This is a genomic window from Lactobacillus sp. PV037, from assembly GCF_014522345.1.
Lineage (GTDB): Bacteria > Bacillota > Bacilli > Lactobacillales > Lactobacillaceae > Lactobacillus.
Map to the genome: position 1 here is coordinate 720,862 of NZ_CP041987.1, position 16,432 is coordinate 737,293.

Sequence of the window (16,432 nt, forward strand, 5' to 3'; positions counted from 1 at the left end):
ATTTTAATATACTAGAACATCCCTTTATAAACACTCCTATTGTTACTTTCCCTTCATTCTGATAATAAAAGAGGTTATATTCCATAGTTTGAATACAACCTCTTTTTCTAATTCGTTATTACTTCAATTTTCGATAAAACTCTTCATCTACTGGTTCAAGCCATTCATTGCTCATCTCTTCTCCCGGAACCATAAATGCTAAGTGTGAGAACCATGATTTAGGTGCAGCTCCATGCCAGTGTCTAGTATTAGCTGGTACAAAGAAACTATCTCCCGGTTTTAATTCAACAGGATCTTGTCCCTCAAGTTGCACATAACCACGACCTCCAACAGCAATTAACATTTGACCGCCACCTTTAGAAGCATGGTGAACATGCCAATGATTAATAACCCCAGGTTCAAAAGTTACATTACTAATTGGAAAAGCATCATCAGTAATTTGGGCTAAATAACTTTGGCCAGTAAAGTATTTTGCGTAAGCATCATTTGATTCCCCAATTGGAAAAATAATCGTATTTTGATAAGCTGCTTTTTCGTCATCAGTCTTTTCATCTGCCCATACTTCTTTAGCCATATTAAAAGCAGACCAAGCTACAGGCCAGCCTGCGTAAAACGCAGCATGAGTAATAATTGCCGCAATTTCTTTACGAGTTATCCCATTATTTTTAGCAGTTTGAAGATGATATTTTAATGATGAATCAACTAGTCCACGACCTAAAAAGACAGAGATAGTAATAATTGAGCGTGTTTTTTGACTGATATCATCATTAGCCCAATTTTCTCCGAATAATATATCATCGTTAAAATGAGCAAATTCTGGTGCAAATTTACCTAATTGATCTCTTCCTGCAGTTTGGTGTATTTCTGTCATTAGAAACATCCTTCCTTAAAGTGATTACATTATTCGATTGCTTTAATTCATTTTAGTAGTAAGTTCCTCCTATGTGAAATGCTTATTTTTCTTAAAATTTAATGCTTAAAATGAATAAATGTAATTCTCTATTTAAAGATGTCCAATCCTAGTCCATCAACAATATCTTGTAATAAAGCTAGGCCGGCTACACTGTTACCCTCTTTATCTAAAGCAGGACTAAAGACACCAATACCATATTCATGAGGTGCAGCTGATACTAAGCCACCACCTACTCCACTCTTGGTAGGAACACCAATTAAGCGGGAGTAGGTCCCTGATTGGTTATATAATCCTGTAGTCATCATTAAGGATTTAGTATAAGTAGCACTTTCACTAGAAATTAGTCTTTCACCATCCCAAGGTTTAATACCATCATTTGCTAAGACAGCTCCTAAATTAGCTAAGCTTTTAGCAGTTACCATCATTGAGCATTGCTCAAAATATGTATCTAGGCTTGGTTCAACTTCCGCAATCATCATATTCTTTGACTTCATGTAGTAGGCTAACGAGCGATCCAAATTACCAGTTCTTCTTTCAGAATGGTAAATAACATCGTCCAAATATAAATCAGGGTCATTACAGATTTCTTGAGCAAAATCCAAGATCTCTGCAAAAGGTTCAGGATCTCTTTTTTTATCTTCAACAATTAATGAAGTAGTCATGATGGCACCAGCATTAACAAATGGGTTCATCGGGTGTTTGAGCTTATTAATTTCCATATTTAAGATTGAGTTGAAGGCAAAGCCTGTTTGACGTGAGCCAACGTGGGTAAATACTTCTTGCATCCCCAACTTTTTGATGGCCCACAATAAAGTAATTACCTTAGAAATACTTTCAATTGCAAACCGAACATCACTATCTCCAGCTTGAATGATCTCTTTATTTTTTAAATCATACAAAGCAACTCCAAGCTGGTTAGGATTGACTTCCGCTAGTGCAGGGATATAACTTGCTACTTTTCCTTGTGTTTGTTTAGGGAGATTTTCTTTAATTAAATTATTTAAATCTAAATTCATCTTTAAACCTTTCTATCACACTATACTTTTAGCTTAATCATAGCGCTTTTTCTTAAAAAGCCAATTAAAAGCACTTAATTCACTTATAAAAAATAAGCATTTAAAGTGACAAGATGATAATTTTCTAATATAATTAAAGTAAAAAGATAACGAGGTGGATTATCATGCAAAAAGTAGAAAATATTATTATTGGTTTTGGTAAAGGTGGTAAAACCTTAGCTAAATTTTTAGCAAGCCAAGGACAAGAAGTTCTTGTAATCGAAAAAAGCAATCAAATGTATGGTGGAACTTGTATTAATATCGCCTGTCTTCCTTCCAAACGCCTAATTATTGAAGCGGGAAATGGAATGGATTATGTGGACGCAGTCACTAACAAAAACCAAATGACAGCCATGCTTCGCAACAAAAACTATCATATGTTAGCTGATGAAAAGACAGTTACTGTTTTAGATGGAACAGCACACTTTACTGGTGACCACACTATTGCTGTAGAAACTGAATTAGGTACTAAGAATTTTGAAGGTAAGAGAATCTTTATTAATACTGGTTCTAAACCAAGAATGATAGACATCCCTGGTTTAAAGGAAAGTCGCTTCATTTTGGATTCAACCGCCGCTATGGATCAAACGAGCCTTCCAAAAGAACTAGTAATTATTGGTAGTGGTTACATTGGTCTAGAGTTTGCCGCAATGTTTGCTAAGTATGGCTCTCATGTAACTGTGTTAGATCATAACAGTGAATTTTTACCAAAAGAAGATGACGACATTGCCAAGTTAGTTAAACAAGACTTGGAAGACTTAGGAGTTAGCTTTAAATTAGGTGTTGAATTAGAAAAAATTGTTGATCAACAAGAGCGTGCTCAAGTAATCTTTAATGATGCAGAAGGTGTTCATGTTGTTGATGGTGATCGTATCTTAGTAGCTACTGGCCGCACTCCTAATACCCAAAACTTAAATTTGGAAAGTACATCAATTAAGACTGACACTCGTGGTGCCATTGTCGTAAATAAGTATCTCGAAACTACTGTTCCTAATGTTTGGGCAATTGGGGATGTTAAAGGTGGTCCACAATTTACTTATATTTCTTTGGATGACTTTAGAATTATTAAAGATCAACTTTTTGGTAGCAAAATTCGTTCAACAGAAGACCGTAAGGTTATTCCTTACAGCGTTTTTATTGACCCAGCTCTTTCTGCAGTTGGTTTAAATGAAAAACAAGCTAAAATGCAAAACATCCCTTACGAACTCTTTACTTTACCAGTTAGTGCAATTCCTAAGGCTCACGTTGCTAAAAATCCTAAAGGTTTATTCAAAGCTTTAGTTAGCCCTGCTAATAACGAAATTATTGGGGCAACTTTATATGGAATTGAATCCTATGAATTGATTAATATGATTTCACTAGCTATGAAGATGCATATTCCTTACACAGTCTTGCGTGATCAAATTTATACTCATCCTACAATGAGTGAAGCTTTTAATGATTTATTCAAAAAATAGTCCTTTTATTAAAGGTAATGTCTCTTAATAGAACCACAGTTTAGCTTCGGTTAGGGAGACCCAATCCTTCCCTTTTGATTTACCATCGCTTTATGATGGTTTTGTTAAGTTCAAAGGTTATAATTACCAATCAAATTCTAATGTGAATGGTAGTTGTAGCCTTTTTCTTTTAGGGTTAGGTCTATGCTAAAGACTTACCAGCTTTTCAAAACCAAGCGCGTCCTTTCTAAATTAGATATTTTATTCAATTATTCCATTTTATTTACACGTATTAAGATACGTGCTATTATATATGTGTGAGACGTATTAAGATACGTGTTACTAGGGAGGAGATTTAATGGAATCAAGAAAAGTTATCAAGAGACTTAAACGTGAAGGTTGGTTCTTAGCCCGCATTACAGGTGACCACCATCATTTTAAACACCCTACTAAAAAGGGAATAGTCACAGTTCCTCATCCTAATAAAGACATCCCTAAAGGAACTCTTGATAGTATTTATAAACAAGCGGGTTGGAAATAATCCGTTTGTTTTGGTATTTTAGTTTCATTAAATTGACTTTTAAACGGAGGTTAAAAATGACATTATATTTTGCAAGATTTCATAAAAACTCTAAAAAACAATATGAAGTAACTTTTCCAGATTTAGAACCATATGCTGCAACCTTTGGAGATTCTTTGGAAGAAGCTCTTCAAAGTTCCCACGATTCATTAACTGGATACTTACTCACTCAGCAAGACTTTAATGAAAAAGTTCCTGCGCCAACAAAAGATCCAAGTAAATTTGATATTGTTGCGCCAGACTTTTTAGTTCCTGTTGAAGTCGATTTAAAGCTTGAACGTGAAAAAGAACAAAATAAGCTCGTAAAAAAGACTTTAACTATTCCTTCTTTTGTAAATATGTTAGCCAAAGAAGCCAATATTAACTTTTCAGCTACTCTCACCGATGCGTTAAAAGCTAAATTAGGCATTCAATAAATCAAAAAATTAATTACCTTTTTGATAGATGAAGTGAAGCTTTTAATGATTTATTCAAAAATAGTCCTTGACAAGTCCTTTTATTACATGTTTAATATTAGATAATTTTAGGTAAATTAGTCTTATAGGACTAATTTTTGTCAGAAACGACTCTTCCTTAGTCCTTACAGATTAGGGTGAGTCGTTTTTTATTATAGGGAGGTTATAGTGAAAAAGGAATTTCGCAATCCAGATGCGTTACTAGATGTTAATGAGAAGCCCAAAGTTGGACAGGGATTATTACTTGCTTTACAACATTTGTTTGCAATGTTTGGCTCAACAGTATTAGTACCAATTTTAGTAGGACTTAGTCCCAGCATTGCCCTCCTATCTTCAGGAGTTGGAACTTTAGTGCACATGGCATTAACTCGCTTTAAAATTCCGGCATATTTAGGATCAAGTTTTGCTTATATTGCCACAATGCAAGCGTTAATGAAAGCAGATGGCTATCCAGCCATTGCTCAAGGAGCGATCGCTGCTGGTATTGTCTACGTAATTGTAGCTTTAGTAGTAGCAAAAATCGGTTCTGGCTGGGTAGACAAAGTTTTACCGCCAATTGTAGTAGGACCAGTAATTATTGTCATTGGGTTATCACTTGCAACAACTGCTGCTAATGATGCCATGCTCAATAATTCAAAATATGACCTAAAATTTTTTGGAATTGCTATTTTTACCTTAGCGGTTACTTTGTTCTTCCAAATGTTTTTCAAAGGATTTACTGCCTTAGTTTCTATCTTATTAGGAATCATCTTTGGTTATCTGCTTTCATGTTTGGTAGGGATTGTCGACTTCACCCCAGTAATTAAAGGTGCTTGGTTTTCTTGGCCAGCTTTAGATTTACCAGGGATTTCTTATAAAATAAAATTTTATCCGGCAGCTATTTTGACGATGGCGCCAATTGCTTTTGTAACAATGAGTGAACACATGGGCCATATCATGGTGCTTAATTCTTTAACCAAACGTAATTTCTTTAAAAATCCTGGTTTACATCGTACTTTGATGGGCGATGGACTTTCGACAATTATTGCCGGATTTATTGGTGGCCCTCCTACTACCTCTTACGGAGAAAATATCGGCGTCTTAGCCATGACTAAAATTCATTCGGTCTGGGTTTTAGCTAGTGCAGCTGGATTAGCAATTATCTTTTCATTTGTTGGAAAAGTCGCTGCCCTAATTGATACTATTCCCATGCCAGTAATCGGAGGAATTTCTTTCTTATTATTTGGAACGATTGCCTCAAGTGGTTTAAAAATTTTAGTAGATAACAAAATCGATTTTAGTAAAAAAAGAAATATGATGATTGCTTCAGTAATTTTGGTAATTGGAATCGGTGGTACTTATCTACAAATTGGTAGTTTCCAGTTAACTGCAGTTGCTTTATGTACCATCATGGGGATGTTGTTAAATTGGATTTTGCCTAAAAAAGCCGCAAATGAAGTAAGTGAATAGGATGAAATGAAATCAAATAAAATCCCGAGATTGCCGGAAAGAAATCTCGGGATTTTATTGTGCATTACTTGAAACTGGATTATAGATTGGGAAGTCTAGATAAAGTCCACATTATTGATCGCAAAGGCTTTTTGACCAGTACCTTAAAAGCTGGGAAGATTATGCTTAAAGCACTAGTCAATTAAGCTTCCTATATTTGGAGGGGCTTTAAAATTAGCTTCCTCTTTTTTCTTACTTGTTTCATCTCTAGTAACTTTCCTTTCTAAAATTTTGAGTTGCATTAACTCTTGATTCTTATTTTAGAAAAGAAATTATCTTTGTGGGTGAATTGCAAAAATTAAAAATAAGCTAAAGGTTATCAGTAATATACTAATAACTTTTAGCTTAAGATTTAATTCGTATAATAGTTTTACACTATTATTAGTGATTGCCTTCAACATTAAAAACGACACTGCATTTTCATAGTAATGTTTATCAGTCGTTAATGCTAATCCGATTGACAGTCCTCTAGGTAGTCTCTATGACCCCAATCTGCACTGGAATCTTCTAAATTAAAACTAACTTAATTTGTCTGTGCGCTGCCCTTGCAATTTCAGAAAGTAATCCCATACTTACATTCATTGAAGCTGATTCAATTCGACTAATAGTCGATTGAGGTTTACCTATATAATTTGCAAATTCTTGTTGCGTCATTCCGAGATCATCTCGCATATCTCTCACTAGAATACTTGCTTTCAAATTCAAATCTTCTTGTTCAAATTCAGATTTAAGTGCTGGATTTTCTTTTATTTTTTTAGCAATATATCTATCTGCAAAACTCATTAGTCTTTTCCTCCATTTTTCTTCTCATAATCCTTCATTCTTGAAAGAGCTTTATTTATTTCTGATAGTGGTGTTTTTTGTGATTTTTTCTTAAAGGCATGGGTAATCACATATTGACCAGTTGAGCTGTGAAAAAATAATGCTCTAATTATGTCATTAGAAAAATTAGATCTAATTTCTAATAAATTAACATATCCTACTAATTTTTTTGTCCACTTTTGTCTACTAGAAATTCTAAAACCTGCTTCTTCAATGTTAGAAATACGAAGAATTAATTTTTCCATTTCTTTAACTGGCAGTTTATCTAAAAACTCTTCGAATTCTTTTTCGTTATAATAGCTAAATTCAAATTTTTTCATATCCCTATTATAGCAGATACGCTATAAAGATGCACATTCTATAATCCTATGCAACTGAGCCTATTTAGTTTAGTAAATAATTTATTATATTATCAATTTTGCTTTGAAACTTAGAAAAAGACAACGCAAAAGAGTGTTGCAAAATTAAGACTCTATAGTGCAAACACTCTGTCTAAAAAAGTATTCTGCTTAGAAGCTATACAAGTTTATAAATAGTTTAAATTATTTTTCAAATTAGCCCCTTCATTTGCTTATTCTTTTTTTATCAATCTTAAAGTGCTACAATTATATTTGTAAACGTTTTCATATTTTAAGGAGGATAAAATGGAATTTTTTGAAGATTCTTTTGGAAAAGTAAATGATCAGGATGTTACACGTTATACGATTAGTAATGATAATAATGTAAAAATTAGCGTCCTAAATTACGGTGGTATTTGGCAACAATACAGTATTCCAAGTAACAATGACCATTTTAATATGTTACTAGCTGCTGATTCAATCGAAGACTACTTAGATGCTGGTTATAGTATTGGCCAACTAATTGGACCAGTTGCCAATCGAATTGATCAAGCTAAATTTTCAATTGATGATAAAGAATATAGTCTTGAAAAAAATGAAGGCAATAACAATATTCACAGTGGATCTAAAGGTTGGCAAAATCATTTTTGGGATGTTAAGGCAGAGATTGATAAAAATTCCGCTCATTTAATTTTGCATAATAATTATTCTCCTACCGCTGACGGGATGCCAGCTAATACAGACATTTATGTGGTTTATACTTTGAGAAATGATGATAGTGTTACAATTGATCTCTACGGTCAAACTGACGCACCTACCCTTTTTAATCCTACAAGTCATACTTACTGGAACTTAAGTGAAACTGACTTAACAATTGAAAAACAAATTTTAACCATCAACTCAGACTATCACTTAGCTGTTAACAAAGAAAAGATTCCTACAGGAGAATTAGTTAAAAATACCAATGCTTACGACTTTAAAAAGGGACAAAGACTAGAGAACGCCTTGATTGAAATGAATAAAACTCCTGAAAAAGGTTTTGATGACTTTTTTGTAGTCACTCCAAGCTCTACTTATGCTGGTAAAGAAATAGCTAGTTTAGCTAATCCGGTTACTAATTTAAAGATGAGAATGTACTCTGACCGTAATGCTTTAGTAATGTTTAGTGCAAATGGTTTGCCAAATACAGTAAAGCTTAATCATCCAGGGTGTTCTTGGGCTGCTCTTGCATTGGAGGCTCAAACTCTTCCCGATGCACCTCACCATCCCGAATTTGGTGATATTACCATGAGACCCTTAGCACCCGTCCATCACTGGATAAAATACGAAATTGAATACCCTGGCCAAAAACTTAGCAAAAGCTAAGTTTTTTTGCTCAATTAATTTCATCTGTTTAGCTATAATTAAAATCAAAAGGATGAAACATAGGAGTATTGAATATGAAGACTTTTAAAAAAATAATTATTACAGTGATCAGCATTATTGCCATTATTTTAATTTCCGCTGCCACTTACGTTCATTTTTCTACTTACCAACCTTCTGCAGCAGCGCAACAAGCCGCTAAGAGTAGCCAAGTTATTAATAAGGCTACTGTCTTTAAGACAAAGCACAACAAAATGACAGTAATCTTTTATACAGGAGCAATGGTTAAGCCTGATTCTTACTCAATTTGGGCTAAGCAGGTTGCGCAAGCCGGTTATACGGTTAAGATTGTTCATTTTCCTTTAAATATGGCATTTTTCAATCAAAATGCTGCCGATAATTTAGCTGGTAAAAATAAAAATTATGTTGTTGGAGGTCACTCTCTAGGCGGTGCAATGGCAAGTCGCTATGCTCATAATTCTCATAACAAATATTTACGTGGTCTATTTTTACTTGGCGCTTATGCTGATGAAAAAGGTAGATTAGATAAAACAAATTTAGATGTCCTATCAATTACAGCCACCAATGACAAAGTATTGAATTGGAAAAATTATGAAGTAAACAAGAAATATTTACCTACCAATACCAAATTTGCCTCAATTAAGGGAGGAAACCATGCCGGATTTGGCTCTTATGGTAAGCAAAAAGGTGATGGCAACGCTACAATTTCCAATGCTACTCAGCAAAAAGAAGTTGCAAACTTATTAATTAAATGGCTAGATAAGGTAAAAAAATAAAGTTATTTGCTTGACTTACTTTTAATAAGTTGTTATTATACTTACATAAAGTAAGTTTGGGAGGAAAATTATGTCAACACAAATCATTGGTGTTATTGTCTTATTGGGTGGTCTTTATTACGCAAGCAAGCCCGCTAAAAAGCCTCAAACTCAACACCGTCATTAAATAAATTAGCTCATTTCTTAGAATATGTATTAAAAAACCAGGGTACTTTGACTACCCTGGTTTTTTAATGTTTTAATTCATAAAAGATTAGTAGTTTTATTTCAGAAAACCACCAATTTTATCAGCAAGTGCTGGATAGATTGGGATAACCTTTTTAACCCATTCTTCTTTAGTTAATCCTAGTCCAATAATTGGTACAAAATTATTAATATCATCAGCAGCAGTTGCTGAAATTTCACTTGCTCCAACTAATTTATTATGTTTGTCAAACACTAGTGTTAATTTTGCTGGCTTTTCATTAAGTCCAGCATAAAGACTACTACCTTGCAGATTGTGCTCTTCAATTTTATATTGACTTGGAGAAAGTTTAGCCTGCTCTGGATTAAGGCCTACTTGGGCAATTTCAGGAAAAGTAAAGGCTGCTGTCCCAATCGCTGGCTTATAGTAAGGAATATTGACATTTTGTTCAAGTAAATTAAAGAGATAGTCAGCTTCACTTTCAGCAACAGTGGTTAATTTTGGAAGTTTTTGGCTAGTTACATCCCCCATGGCATATATCCCTTTAATACTAGTCTCTAAGTGATTATCTACCTCAATTCCATGCTGTGAATACTTAATTCCCACTTCATCTAAGTTAAGTCTTTCTACGTTAGGTTGTCGTCCACTAGCATCTAGAACATAATTCGTTTCAATTCTTGAACCATCTTTAGTAGTAATTATTAATTCTTTTTTATTTGTCGTCTTCTCTAGGGTAGCTATCTCTATAAATAAACGAATATGAATATTTCTTTTTTCCATTTCATCTACGAGTTGCACAGTATAATCATAATAAAAGTTACGTAAGACTCTATCTGAACGTACTAAAATAGTCACCTCACTACCAGCTGCAGCTAAAAAAGTTCCCAGTTCCATACCAATATAGCCACCACCAATAATTGTTGTTTTCTTAGGAAGATTATCTAAAGATAATACATCTGTAGAGGTATGGGTTAACTCATCACCAGGAAAATGAACTTTGTGAGGATGCGCTCCGGTAGCAATAATTATTTTACTGCCTTCATATTTTTCACCATTAACTTCAATAGTATGACTGCCAACAAATTTTCCGTAACCTTCAGCTACATCGCCTAGTTTATAAAAAATAGCTTTTGTTTCTTCAGGCCAAGAATCAAAGCGTTTCTTTTTATTTTGCATTAATTCCTGCCAGTCAATTTTAGCTTCTTGTACTAATCCGTGTCCCACTAATTGTTGCGTCATTAATGCAGTGTGAACCGTCCCTTCTAAGAAGATTTTGGGCTCACATCCTACATTAGGACAAGTACCACCAAATAAACCACCTTCAATAGCCAGAATACTTTTACCAGCTGCTGATAATTTCTTAGCTAGAGCATATCCTGCAGGACCAGTTCCTAAAATAATATAATCATATTTTTTCATTGTTTTAAATCTCCATAGCATGTTTTTAGACTAGCATACTACTTTTTTATTTTTTGTAAAAATAAAAGCATCCCCAATAAAATTTACTTTTATTAGGGATGCTAATTTATTTGTTCCTGCGAAACGATATATTCTTGTTTTAACTTGTCATCATCAGTAATTGCGGGTAAATCACCTGGTAGATAATTTTTTCGCCAACCCAAATGTTCATGAATTAAATGTGTTAATTCATCTAGGTACTTATCACCATTTTCAGCTTTATCACCGATAAAAAGTGACTTGTAATTTACATCTTTTTTATTAGTCATTTTTGACTCCTTTCAGTAACTTACTAACACCTTAAGCATAATCTCATTAAGATTAATTGCAAATAATATGCCCTTTTTTGTAAGGTAAATTTATTGTTAAAATGGCACATAAGTAGTAGAGAAAAATTATTATTTAAAAATTTTCGTTTCGCAGGAACGACAACATAAAGTATTAACTGAATTAGATCGTCGCTTAAGACCAGGGACCGTTCCTTGGATGTCAGCTGGCCGTTATTGGGGCCAGATGAACTCTGATACCCTAGCTCCTGCAATGATTGCTTATAGTTATGCAATGCTTTGGAATTCAAACAATGTTGCCCTTGAATCTTCAATGGCTACTTCTAAGATGGAAGCAGAAGTTGGTGAAGACTTTGCAAAATTATTTGATTATAAAGATGGCTGGGGCCATATTACTCATGACGGTTCGATGGCAAATCTTGAAGGAATGTGGTATGCTCGTCAATTCAAATCTTTACCACTTGCTTTTAAGGAAGTAGTTCCCGAGAAAGTTGAAGGAATGAGCGAATGGGAATTACTTAATATGTCTGTTGAAGATGTATTAAAAATTATGGCTACTTTAACTCCAGAACAAATTACTGAAGTTAAGGCCCACTCTTCTAGAAGTGGTAAAAACATTCAAAAATTGGGTAAATTTATTGTTCCTTATACTAAACACTACTCTTGGTTAAAAGCACTTGATATTTCTGGTGTGGGTCTTGACCAAATGGTCCAAATTCCAGTTAAAAGTGATTTTAGGATGGACGTTGATGTCTTGGAACAAACCATCAAAGATTTAGCTGCTAAAAAGATTCCAATTTTAGGAGTAGTAGCAGTAGTTGGTACTACTGAAGAAGGTCAAATAGATGAAGTAGACCGAATTGTTAAATTCCGTCAAGAAATGGAAAAACAAGGTGTCTACTTCTACCTTCACGTTGATGCTGCATACGGTGGTTACGGTCGAGCTTTATTTAAAGATGAAAATGGCAATTATGTTGAATATGATCAACTAGCAGATTTATTAAAAGAACACGATGTCTTTAATTATCCTGTCAAGATTTCTAAACATGTCTATAACGCTTTTAAAGCGATTAAAGAGGCAGAATCAGTTACAGTTGACCCTCATAAGATGGGTTATGTTCCATATGCAGCTGGTGGGATTGCAATTAAACACCTGGCAATGAGAAATGCCATTTCTTACTTTGCTCCATATGTTTTTGAAAAGAAAACCGCATCCCTACCAGATATGTTAGGTTCATACATTATTGGTGGTTCCAAAGCAGGTGCTACTGCAGCTGCAGTTTGGGCCGCACACCGCACACTACCACTTAACGTAACTGGATATGGACGTTTAGTAGGTTCATCTATGGAAGCAGCCCAGAGATTTAGAGATTTCTTAAGTAATCTTAAATTCAATGTTAAAGGAAAAACAGTGAGTGTCTATCCTCTTGATAATCCAGATTTTAATATGGTGGATTGGGTATTGAAAGTTGATGGCGAAACTGATTTAGCAAAAACCAATGCCCTTAATGAAAAAGTATTTGATTTTTCTTCATTTTATGACAGTCATGTTTACGAAAATCGTTTCTTAACCTCACATACTATCTTTAGAAAAGGCACTTATGGCAAATCTCCTGTTCCATTTATTGAAAAGATGGGCTTTACTGAAGATGAATGGAATAAAGTTGGTGAAGTAACCCTTTTGAGAGCTGCTATTATGACACCTTACTTGAATGATGACAAACTCTTTGATTTCTATTCAAAAGGAATTGCAAAGTCAATGGAAAAGAAATTAAGCGAAATTCTATAGAAAGTGTATTAATTTATGAAAAGTAAGACATCAAAAGTTGGATTAATTACTTTCATAGGGATGACAGTAGCTCTAGCAGCAAGTATTCGTAATATTCCCGATGTTGCTGGTAGTGGCTGGACAATGTTTTTCTACATGGCTGTTGCTACTTTGCTCTTTGCTTTACCAATTTGTTTAATTGCTGGTGAGTTTGGGAGTGCATTCCCACAAAAAGGTGGTCCTGAATTATGGGTTAACAATTCTTTAGGACAGAAATTTGGCTTTGCAACTTCTTGGTTACTTTGGGTACAGATGTTTCCTGGAATGGTAATGGTTGCCTCTGCCCTTCCTCCTTTATTAGCTACTGCAATTAATCAACCAAAATTGGGAACTAACAATATTTTTACGTTAATTGTAATTTTAGTTGTTTATTGGATAATCACTTTTTTGAATATGAAGTTTGATATGGCTAAAATAACAGGACAAGTTGGATCATGGCTAGGTATTTATATCCCACTTGCGATTATGACAATTTTAGGAATTATTGCAGTCATTAAAACAGGAATTCATCCTACAGCTATTTTAGGTCACTTTTCTGTAGATAAGTTATGGCCAGATCCTACAGATATGAAATCACTGCAGTTCTTTTCGCCAATAATATTTATTTTTACTGGAATTGAAATGTCTTCAGTCTATATTACTAGACTTAAAAAAGTTTCATTTTATCCAATTGGAGTTTTAGTAACTTTAGTATTTATGTTTCTTTTAAATACTGTTAATGGCTTCTTAGAAGCAGCTGTTGTTTCTCCATCTGCAATTGACTTAAATAATATTGTCCAACCTGTTATCATCTATGATAAAATTTTGGGTCTCCCTTCTTGGATTGCTAATGTTTTTAGTATTATGGTTTTCATTGGAGTAAGTGTTCAACTATCTGCATGGGCTTCAGGACCAGGTAAGACAATTGTTTCTAGCGCCCAACAAGGTCTTTATCCACCCAAATTTAAATTTTGGAAGACTGATAAATTCGGTGATTCGCACACTATTCTATTTACACAAGCAACTATTATCTCCCTTTTTGCGTTAGTGTATCTATTAATTCCTGCGATTAATACAGCATTTCTTGATTTAGTAAATGCAACTACTGTTCTCTATTGCATTGTTTACATCTTCATGGCAGTTGGATTTATTAGGTTAAAAATTAAAGAGCCAAATTTAAAACGTCCTTTCAAAGTCGGAAATTTAGGTATGACTTGGTTTATCGGTCTATTATTAATTGCCACAATAATTGTTGCTCTAGTTGCTACTTTTGCTGTAGGAACTTGGTTAAACTTTATTATTGTAGCAGTCATTAGTATTATCCTTACTGTTTTACCATTTGTTATTGTACATTTTCACAAAGATTCATGGACACAGGAAGTTAATGAACTAATGGCCCAGCAAGAAAAGAAAAATTAGAAAATCCTATAAAACTCGTAAGTTTAGTTGAGAACTTACGAGTTTTTGCATAATTAAGAGGATATATTAGCTACAGAATAGAAATAATCATAGTTTTCTTAAGTGGTACAAAATTTTATCATTATCTTCATTTTCTAATTCTTGAATAATATGAATATAGGTTTCTTGAGTAGTAGTTGTATTTGAATGGCCTAACCGTTTAGCAACACTTGCTACTGACACACCTTCATAAAGTAATAATGATGCATGTGTATGGCTTAATCCATGAATTGAAATTGGTGGAATACCTGCCTTTTTACAATAAGATGCTAACCGTTGATTTAGGGTTGAATTATATACTCTCTGATTTTCTTCAAAAAAGATTGGTTTCTTTGACATCTTGTTTTCTGTTAACTGCTTAAATTGTTGCATTATTTGCCAATCAACCATAACTATTCGATTAGATGATGGATTTTTAGTAGGTTGGAAATAACCAACTTTTTCTTTATAATTCCAAGATTTGTTGATTATAATACTTTGTTTTTCATAATCAAAATCTTCTGGCGTTAAGGCTAAAGCTTCGGCAAATCTCAGACCAGTCTTTGCAACTAAAAGAATGAACCAATCCCAATTTAATTCTGAGCCTAAGTTTAGTGATCTTAATAAAGTTTGAAGTTCGAAAAGATTAAGAAACTTTGGTCTTTTCTTCTTCGTTACAGTTCCCTTAATAATTGCTCTTCTAGTTGGATCCATTTTAATGATACCATCATCTACTGCATCAAACAGACTAGCTTTTAAATGATGATGAAAATCAAGCGTAGTTGTTTTTTCATGAGTTTGTGCATAGATATTAAGTAAATTTTGATAGCTTTTCCGATCTAGTTCATTCATATGTAGATCTGGAGCAATTTCCTTTAAAGTGCGTTGGACAAGGTAATACTTATCCAGCGTAACTGGACGAATTGCATTCTCTTTATAGAGACGAATCCAGTCCAAATAATACTTGTAAAACAACTTTGTACTGTACTTTTTTCGTGACATATAAAAAACCTCCTTGAATAAATTAGTCACATTAACTATTTTTCAAAGAGGTTTTAGATTTGCAATTATTTTAGTCTCTCTATTATCAAATTCTTATTTCCACCATAGCTCGATTAAGGCTTGCGTTCCGTCATTACCAAGCCCCTTTTCATCTACCAAAACCTCATAAAGGCGTTTGGCATCCCTAGTAGCAGGCAAATTCAACTTCATCTTTTCTGCTTCTTCCAGAGCAATCCGCAAGTCTTTCAAAAAATGTTTAGCAAAAAATCCAGGAGTATAATCATTTCTTAAAATCCGGGGCCCATAATTACTCAAACTCCAATTTTCTCCCGCTCCTCCTGAAACAGTCTTAATTACTTCTTGGAGGTTTAAATTAGCTGCTTTAGCATAAGCAAGCATTTCACTCATTCCAGTCATAGTACCTGCAATCATGATTTGATTTGCCATTTTTGCATGTTGGCCACTACCAGCAGGGCCAAAGTAATGAATTTGACTACTAAATTGCTTTAAAAGTGGTGTGATTTTTTCTAGATCCACTTTATCTCCACCAACCATCATCGTTAAGGTGCCATTTTTAGCACCAATATCTCCTCCTGAAACTGGTGCATCAATGATATGTAAGCCTTTTTCTCGAGCATCCCTATCTAGTTTTTGTGCTAAAGAAGGTTTACTAGTAGTCATTTCTACCAAAACTTGCTTAGAAGTTGCTGCAGCTAAAATTCCATTTTGACCGTAGTAAATCTGCTCAACATCTTGTGGGAATCCCACCATTGACATAACTACATCATTATTTTTAGTAGCATCTGCAGGATTATCCGCCCACTTTGCGCCATTATCAAGCACTTCTTGTGCATGAGCCTTGGTGCGATTATAAACAGTTACTTCGTTCCCTGCTTTAAGCAAATTATTAATAATTCCAGTACCCATTACTCCGGTACCAATAAAACCAACTTTCATTGAAAAACTCCTTTACTATTCGTAATTTATTTTAGCATATAAAAAGCAGGAAGT

General features: G+C 34.0%; 16 protein-coding genes. 8 read left to right on the forward strand and 8 right to left on the reverse strand.

Annotation, left to right across the window (positions count from 1 at the left end; genetic code table 11):
• Positions 1–118 precede the first annotated feature (118 nt).
• Positions 119–871, reverse strand: a complete 753-nt coding sequence (locus FP435_RS03955) for a carboxymuconolactone decarboxylase family protein (protein ID WP_265484550.1) — start codon at positions 869–871, stop codon at positions 119–121.
• Positions 872–999: 128 nt separating this feature from the next.
• Positions 1,000–1,929: a glutaminase A gene (glsA, locus tag FP435_RS03960; protein ID WP_265484551.1), complete on the reverse strand. Its 930-nt coding sequence runs from the start codon at positions 1,927–1,929 to the stop codon at positions 1,000–1,002.
• A gap of 164 nt (positions 1,930–2,093) precedes the next feature.
• On the opposite strand from glsA, the gene FP435_RS03965 reads away from it, so the two are divergent.
• From FP435_RS03965 to FP435_RS03980, 4 genes are all read left to right on the forward strand, one after another.
• Positions 2,094–3,425 carry an FAD-dependent oxidoreductase gene (locus FP435_RS03965; protein WP_265484552.1) on the forward strand — a complete coding sequence of 444 codons (1,332 nt, stop codon included), beginning with the start codon at positions 2,094–2,096 and terminating at the stop codon, positions 3,423–3,425.
• 337 nt (positions 3,426–3,762) lie between these two features.
• Positions 3,763–3,945, forward strand: a complete 183-nt coding sequence (locus FP435_RS03970; RefSeq protein WP_265484553.1) for a type II toxin-antitoxin system HicA family toxin — start codon at positions 3,763–3,765, stop codon at positions 3,943–3,945.
• Positions 3,946–4,001: 56 nt separating this feature from the next.
• Positions 4,002–4,400, forward strand: coding sequence for a type II toxin-antitoxin system HicB family antitoxin (locus FP435_RS03975; protein WP_265484554.1), 399 nt, complete (start codon positions 4,002–4,004; stop codon positions 4,398–4,400).
• Between the two features lie 204 nt (positions 4,401–4,604).
• Positions 4,605–5,888: a solute carrier family 23 protein gene (locus FP435_RS03980; protein WP_265484636.1), complete on the forward strand. Its 1,284-nt coding sequence runs from the start codon at positions 4,605–4,607 to the stop codon at positions 5,886–5,888.
• Positions 5,889–6,434: 546 nt separating this feature from the next.
• On the opposite strand, the gene FP435_RS03985 is transcribed toward FP435_RS03980, so the two are convergent.
• Together FP435_RS03985 and FP435_RS03990 are read right to left on the reverse strand one after the other, a co-directional pair.
• Positions 6,435–6,710, reverse strand: a complete 276-nt coding sequence (locus FP435_RS03985; RefSeq protein ID WP_265484555.1) for a helix-turn-helix domain-containing protein — start codon at positions 6,708–6,710, stop codon at positions 6,435–6,437.
• A complete protein-coding gene (locus FP435_RS03990; protein ID WP_265484556.1) occupies positions 6,710–7,069 on the reverse strand; it encodes a type II toxin-antitoxin system RelE/ParE family toxin in 360 nt (119 codons plus the stop codon). The genes FP435_RS03985 and FP435_RS03990 overlap by 1 nt, the downstream gene beginning before the upstream one ends.
• Before the next feature lie 324 nt (positions 7,070–7,393).
• Between FP435_RS03990 and FP435_RS03995 the strand changes: the two genes are divergently transcribed.
• A complete protein-coding gene (locus FP435_RS03995) occupies positions 7,394–8,452 on the forward strand; it encodes an aldose epimerase family protein (protein WP_265484557.1) in 1,059 nt (352 codons plus the stop codon).
• A 74-nt stretch (positions 8,453–8,526) separates the two neighbouring features.
• A complete protein-coding gene (locus tag FP435_RS04000) occupies positions 8,527–9,246 on the forward strand; it encodes an alpha/beta hydrolase (RefSeq protein WP_265484558.1) in 720 nt (239 codons plus the stop codon).
• Between the two features lie 262 nt (positions 9,247–9,508).
• On the opposite strand, the gene FP435_RS04005 is transcribed toward FP435_RS04000, so the two are convergent.
• Together FP435_RS04005 and FP435_RS04010 are read right to left on the reverse strand one after the other, a co-directional pair.
• Positions 9,509–10,849, reverse strand: a complete 1,341-nt coding sequence (locus FP435_RS04005) for a dihydrolipoyl dehydrogenase family protein (RefSeq protein ID WP_265484559.1) — start codon at positions 10,847–10,849, stop codon at positions 9,509–9,511.
• 101 nt (positions 10,850–10,950) lie between these two features.
• A complete protein-coding gene (locus FP435_RS04010; RefSeq protein WP_265484560.1) occupies positions 10,951–11,157 on the reverse strand; it encodes a hypothetical protein in 207 nt (68 codons plus the stop codon).
• A 217-nt stretch (positions 11,158–11,374) separates the two neighbouring features.
• Here FP435_RS04010 and FP435_RS04015 point away from each other — a divergent pair, with 217 nt between their 5' ends.
• The gene (locus FP435_RS04015) at positions 11,375–12,964 is read left to right on the forward strand and encodes a pyridoxal-dependent decarboxylase (protein WP_265484561.1); all 1,590 of its coding nucleotides are present in this window, start codon (positions 11,375–11,377) and stop codon (positions 12,962–12,964) included.
• Positions 12,965–12,979: 15 nt separating this feature from the next.
• Positions 12,980–14,401 (forward strand): amino acid permease, encoded by a 1,422-nt coding sequence (locus FP435_RS04020; protein ID WP_265484562.1) that lies wholly within the window; start codon positions 12,980–12,982, stop codon positions 14,399–14,401.
• Between the two features lie 87 nt (positions 14,402–14,488).
• Here FP435_RS04020 and FP435_RS04025 read toward each other — a convergent pair whose 3' ends face one another.
• Positions 14,489–15,421, reverse strand: coding sequence for a site-specific integrase (locus FP435_RS04025; protein ID WP_265484563.1), 933 nt, complete (start codon positions 15,419–15,421; stop codon positions 14,489–14,491).
• Between the two features lie 93 nt (positions 15,422–15,514).
• Positions 15,515–16,378 (reverse strand): NAD(P)-dependent oxidoreductase, encoded by an 864-nt coding sequence (locus FP435_RS04030; RefSeq protein ID WP_265484564.1) that lies wholly within the window; start codon positions 16,376–16,378, stop codon positions 15,515–15,517.
• Positions 16,379–16,432 lie beyond the last annotated feature (54 nt).

Bases quoted from the DNA above. Each gene is read 5' to 3' on its own strand.
- FP435_RS03955 (WP_265484550.1), bottom strand. From the start codon at position 871: ATGACAGAAATACACCAAACTGCAGGAAGAGATCAATTAGGTAAATTT.
- FP435_RS03965 (WP_265484552.1), top strand. From the start codon at position 2,094: ATGCAAAAAGTAGAAAATATTATTATTGGTTTTGGTAAAGGTGGTAAA.
- FP435_RS03985 (WP_265484555.1), bottom strand. From the start codon at position 6,710: ATGAGTTTTGCAGATAGATATATTGCTAAAAAAATAAAAGAAAATCCA.
- FP435_RS03990 (WP_265484556.1), bottom strand. From the start codon at position 7,069: ATGAAAAAATTTGAATTTAGCTATTATAACGAAAAAGAATTCGAAGAG.
- FP435_RS03995 (WP_265484557.1), top strand. From the start codon at position 7,394: ATGGAATTTTTTGAAGATTCTTTTGGAAAAGTAAATGATCAGGATGTT.
- FP435_RS03975 (WP_265484554.1), top strand. From the start codon at position 4,002: ATGACATTATATTTTGCAAGATTTCATAAAAACTCTAAAAAACAATAT.
- FP435_RS04010 (WP_265484560.1), bottom strand. From the start codon at position 11,157: ATGACTAATAAAAAAGATGTAAATTACAAGTCACTTTTTATCGGTGAT.
- FP435_RS04015 (WP_265484561.1), top strand. From the start codon at position 11,375: ATGTCAGCTGGCCGTTATTGGGGCCAGATGAACTCTGATACCCTAGCT.
- FP435_RS04005 (WP_265484559.1), bottom strand. From the start codon at position 10,849: ATGAAAAAATATGATTATATTATTTTAGGAACTGGTCCTGCAGGATAT.
- FP435_RS04025 (WP_265484563.1), bottom strand. From the start codon at position 15,421: ATGTCACGAAAAAAGTACAGTACAAAGTTGTTTTACAAGTATTATTTG.
- FP435_RS03970 (WP_265484553.1), top strand. From the start codon at position 3,763: ATGGAATCAAGAAAAGTTATCAAGAGACTTAAACGTGAAGGTTGGTTC.
- glsA (WP_265484551.1), bottom strand. From the start codon at position 1,929: ATGAATTTAGATTTAAATAATTTAATTAAAGAAAATCTCCCTAAACAA.
- FP435_RS04020 (WP_265484562.1), top strand. From the start codon at position 12,980: ATGAAAAGTAAGACATCAAAAGTTGGATTAATTACTTTCATAGGGATG.
- FP435_RS04000 (WP_265484558.1), top strand. From the start codon at position 8,527: ATGAAGACTTTTAAAAAAATAATTATTACAGTGATCAGCATTATTGCC.
- FP435_RS04030 (WP_265484564.1), bottom strand. From the start codon at position 16,378: ATGAAAGTTGGTTTTATTGGTACCGGAGTAATGGGTACTGGAATTATT.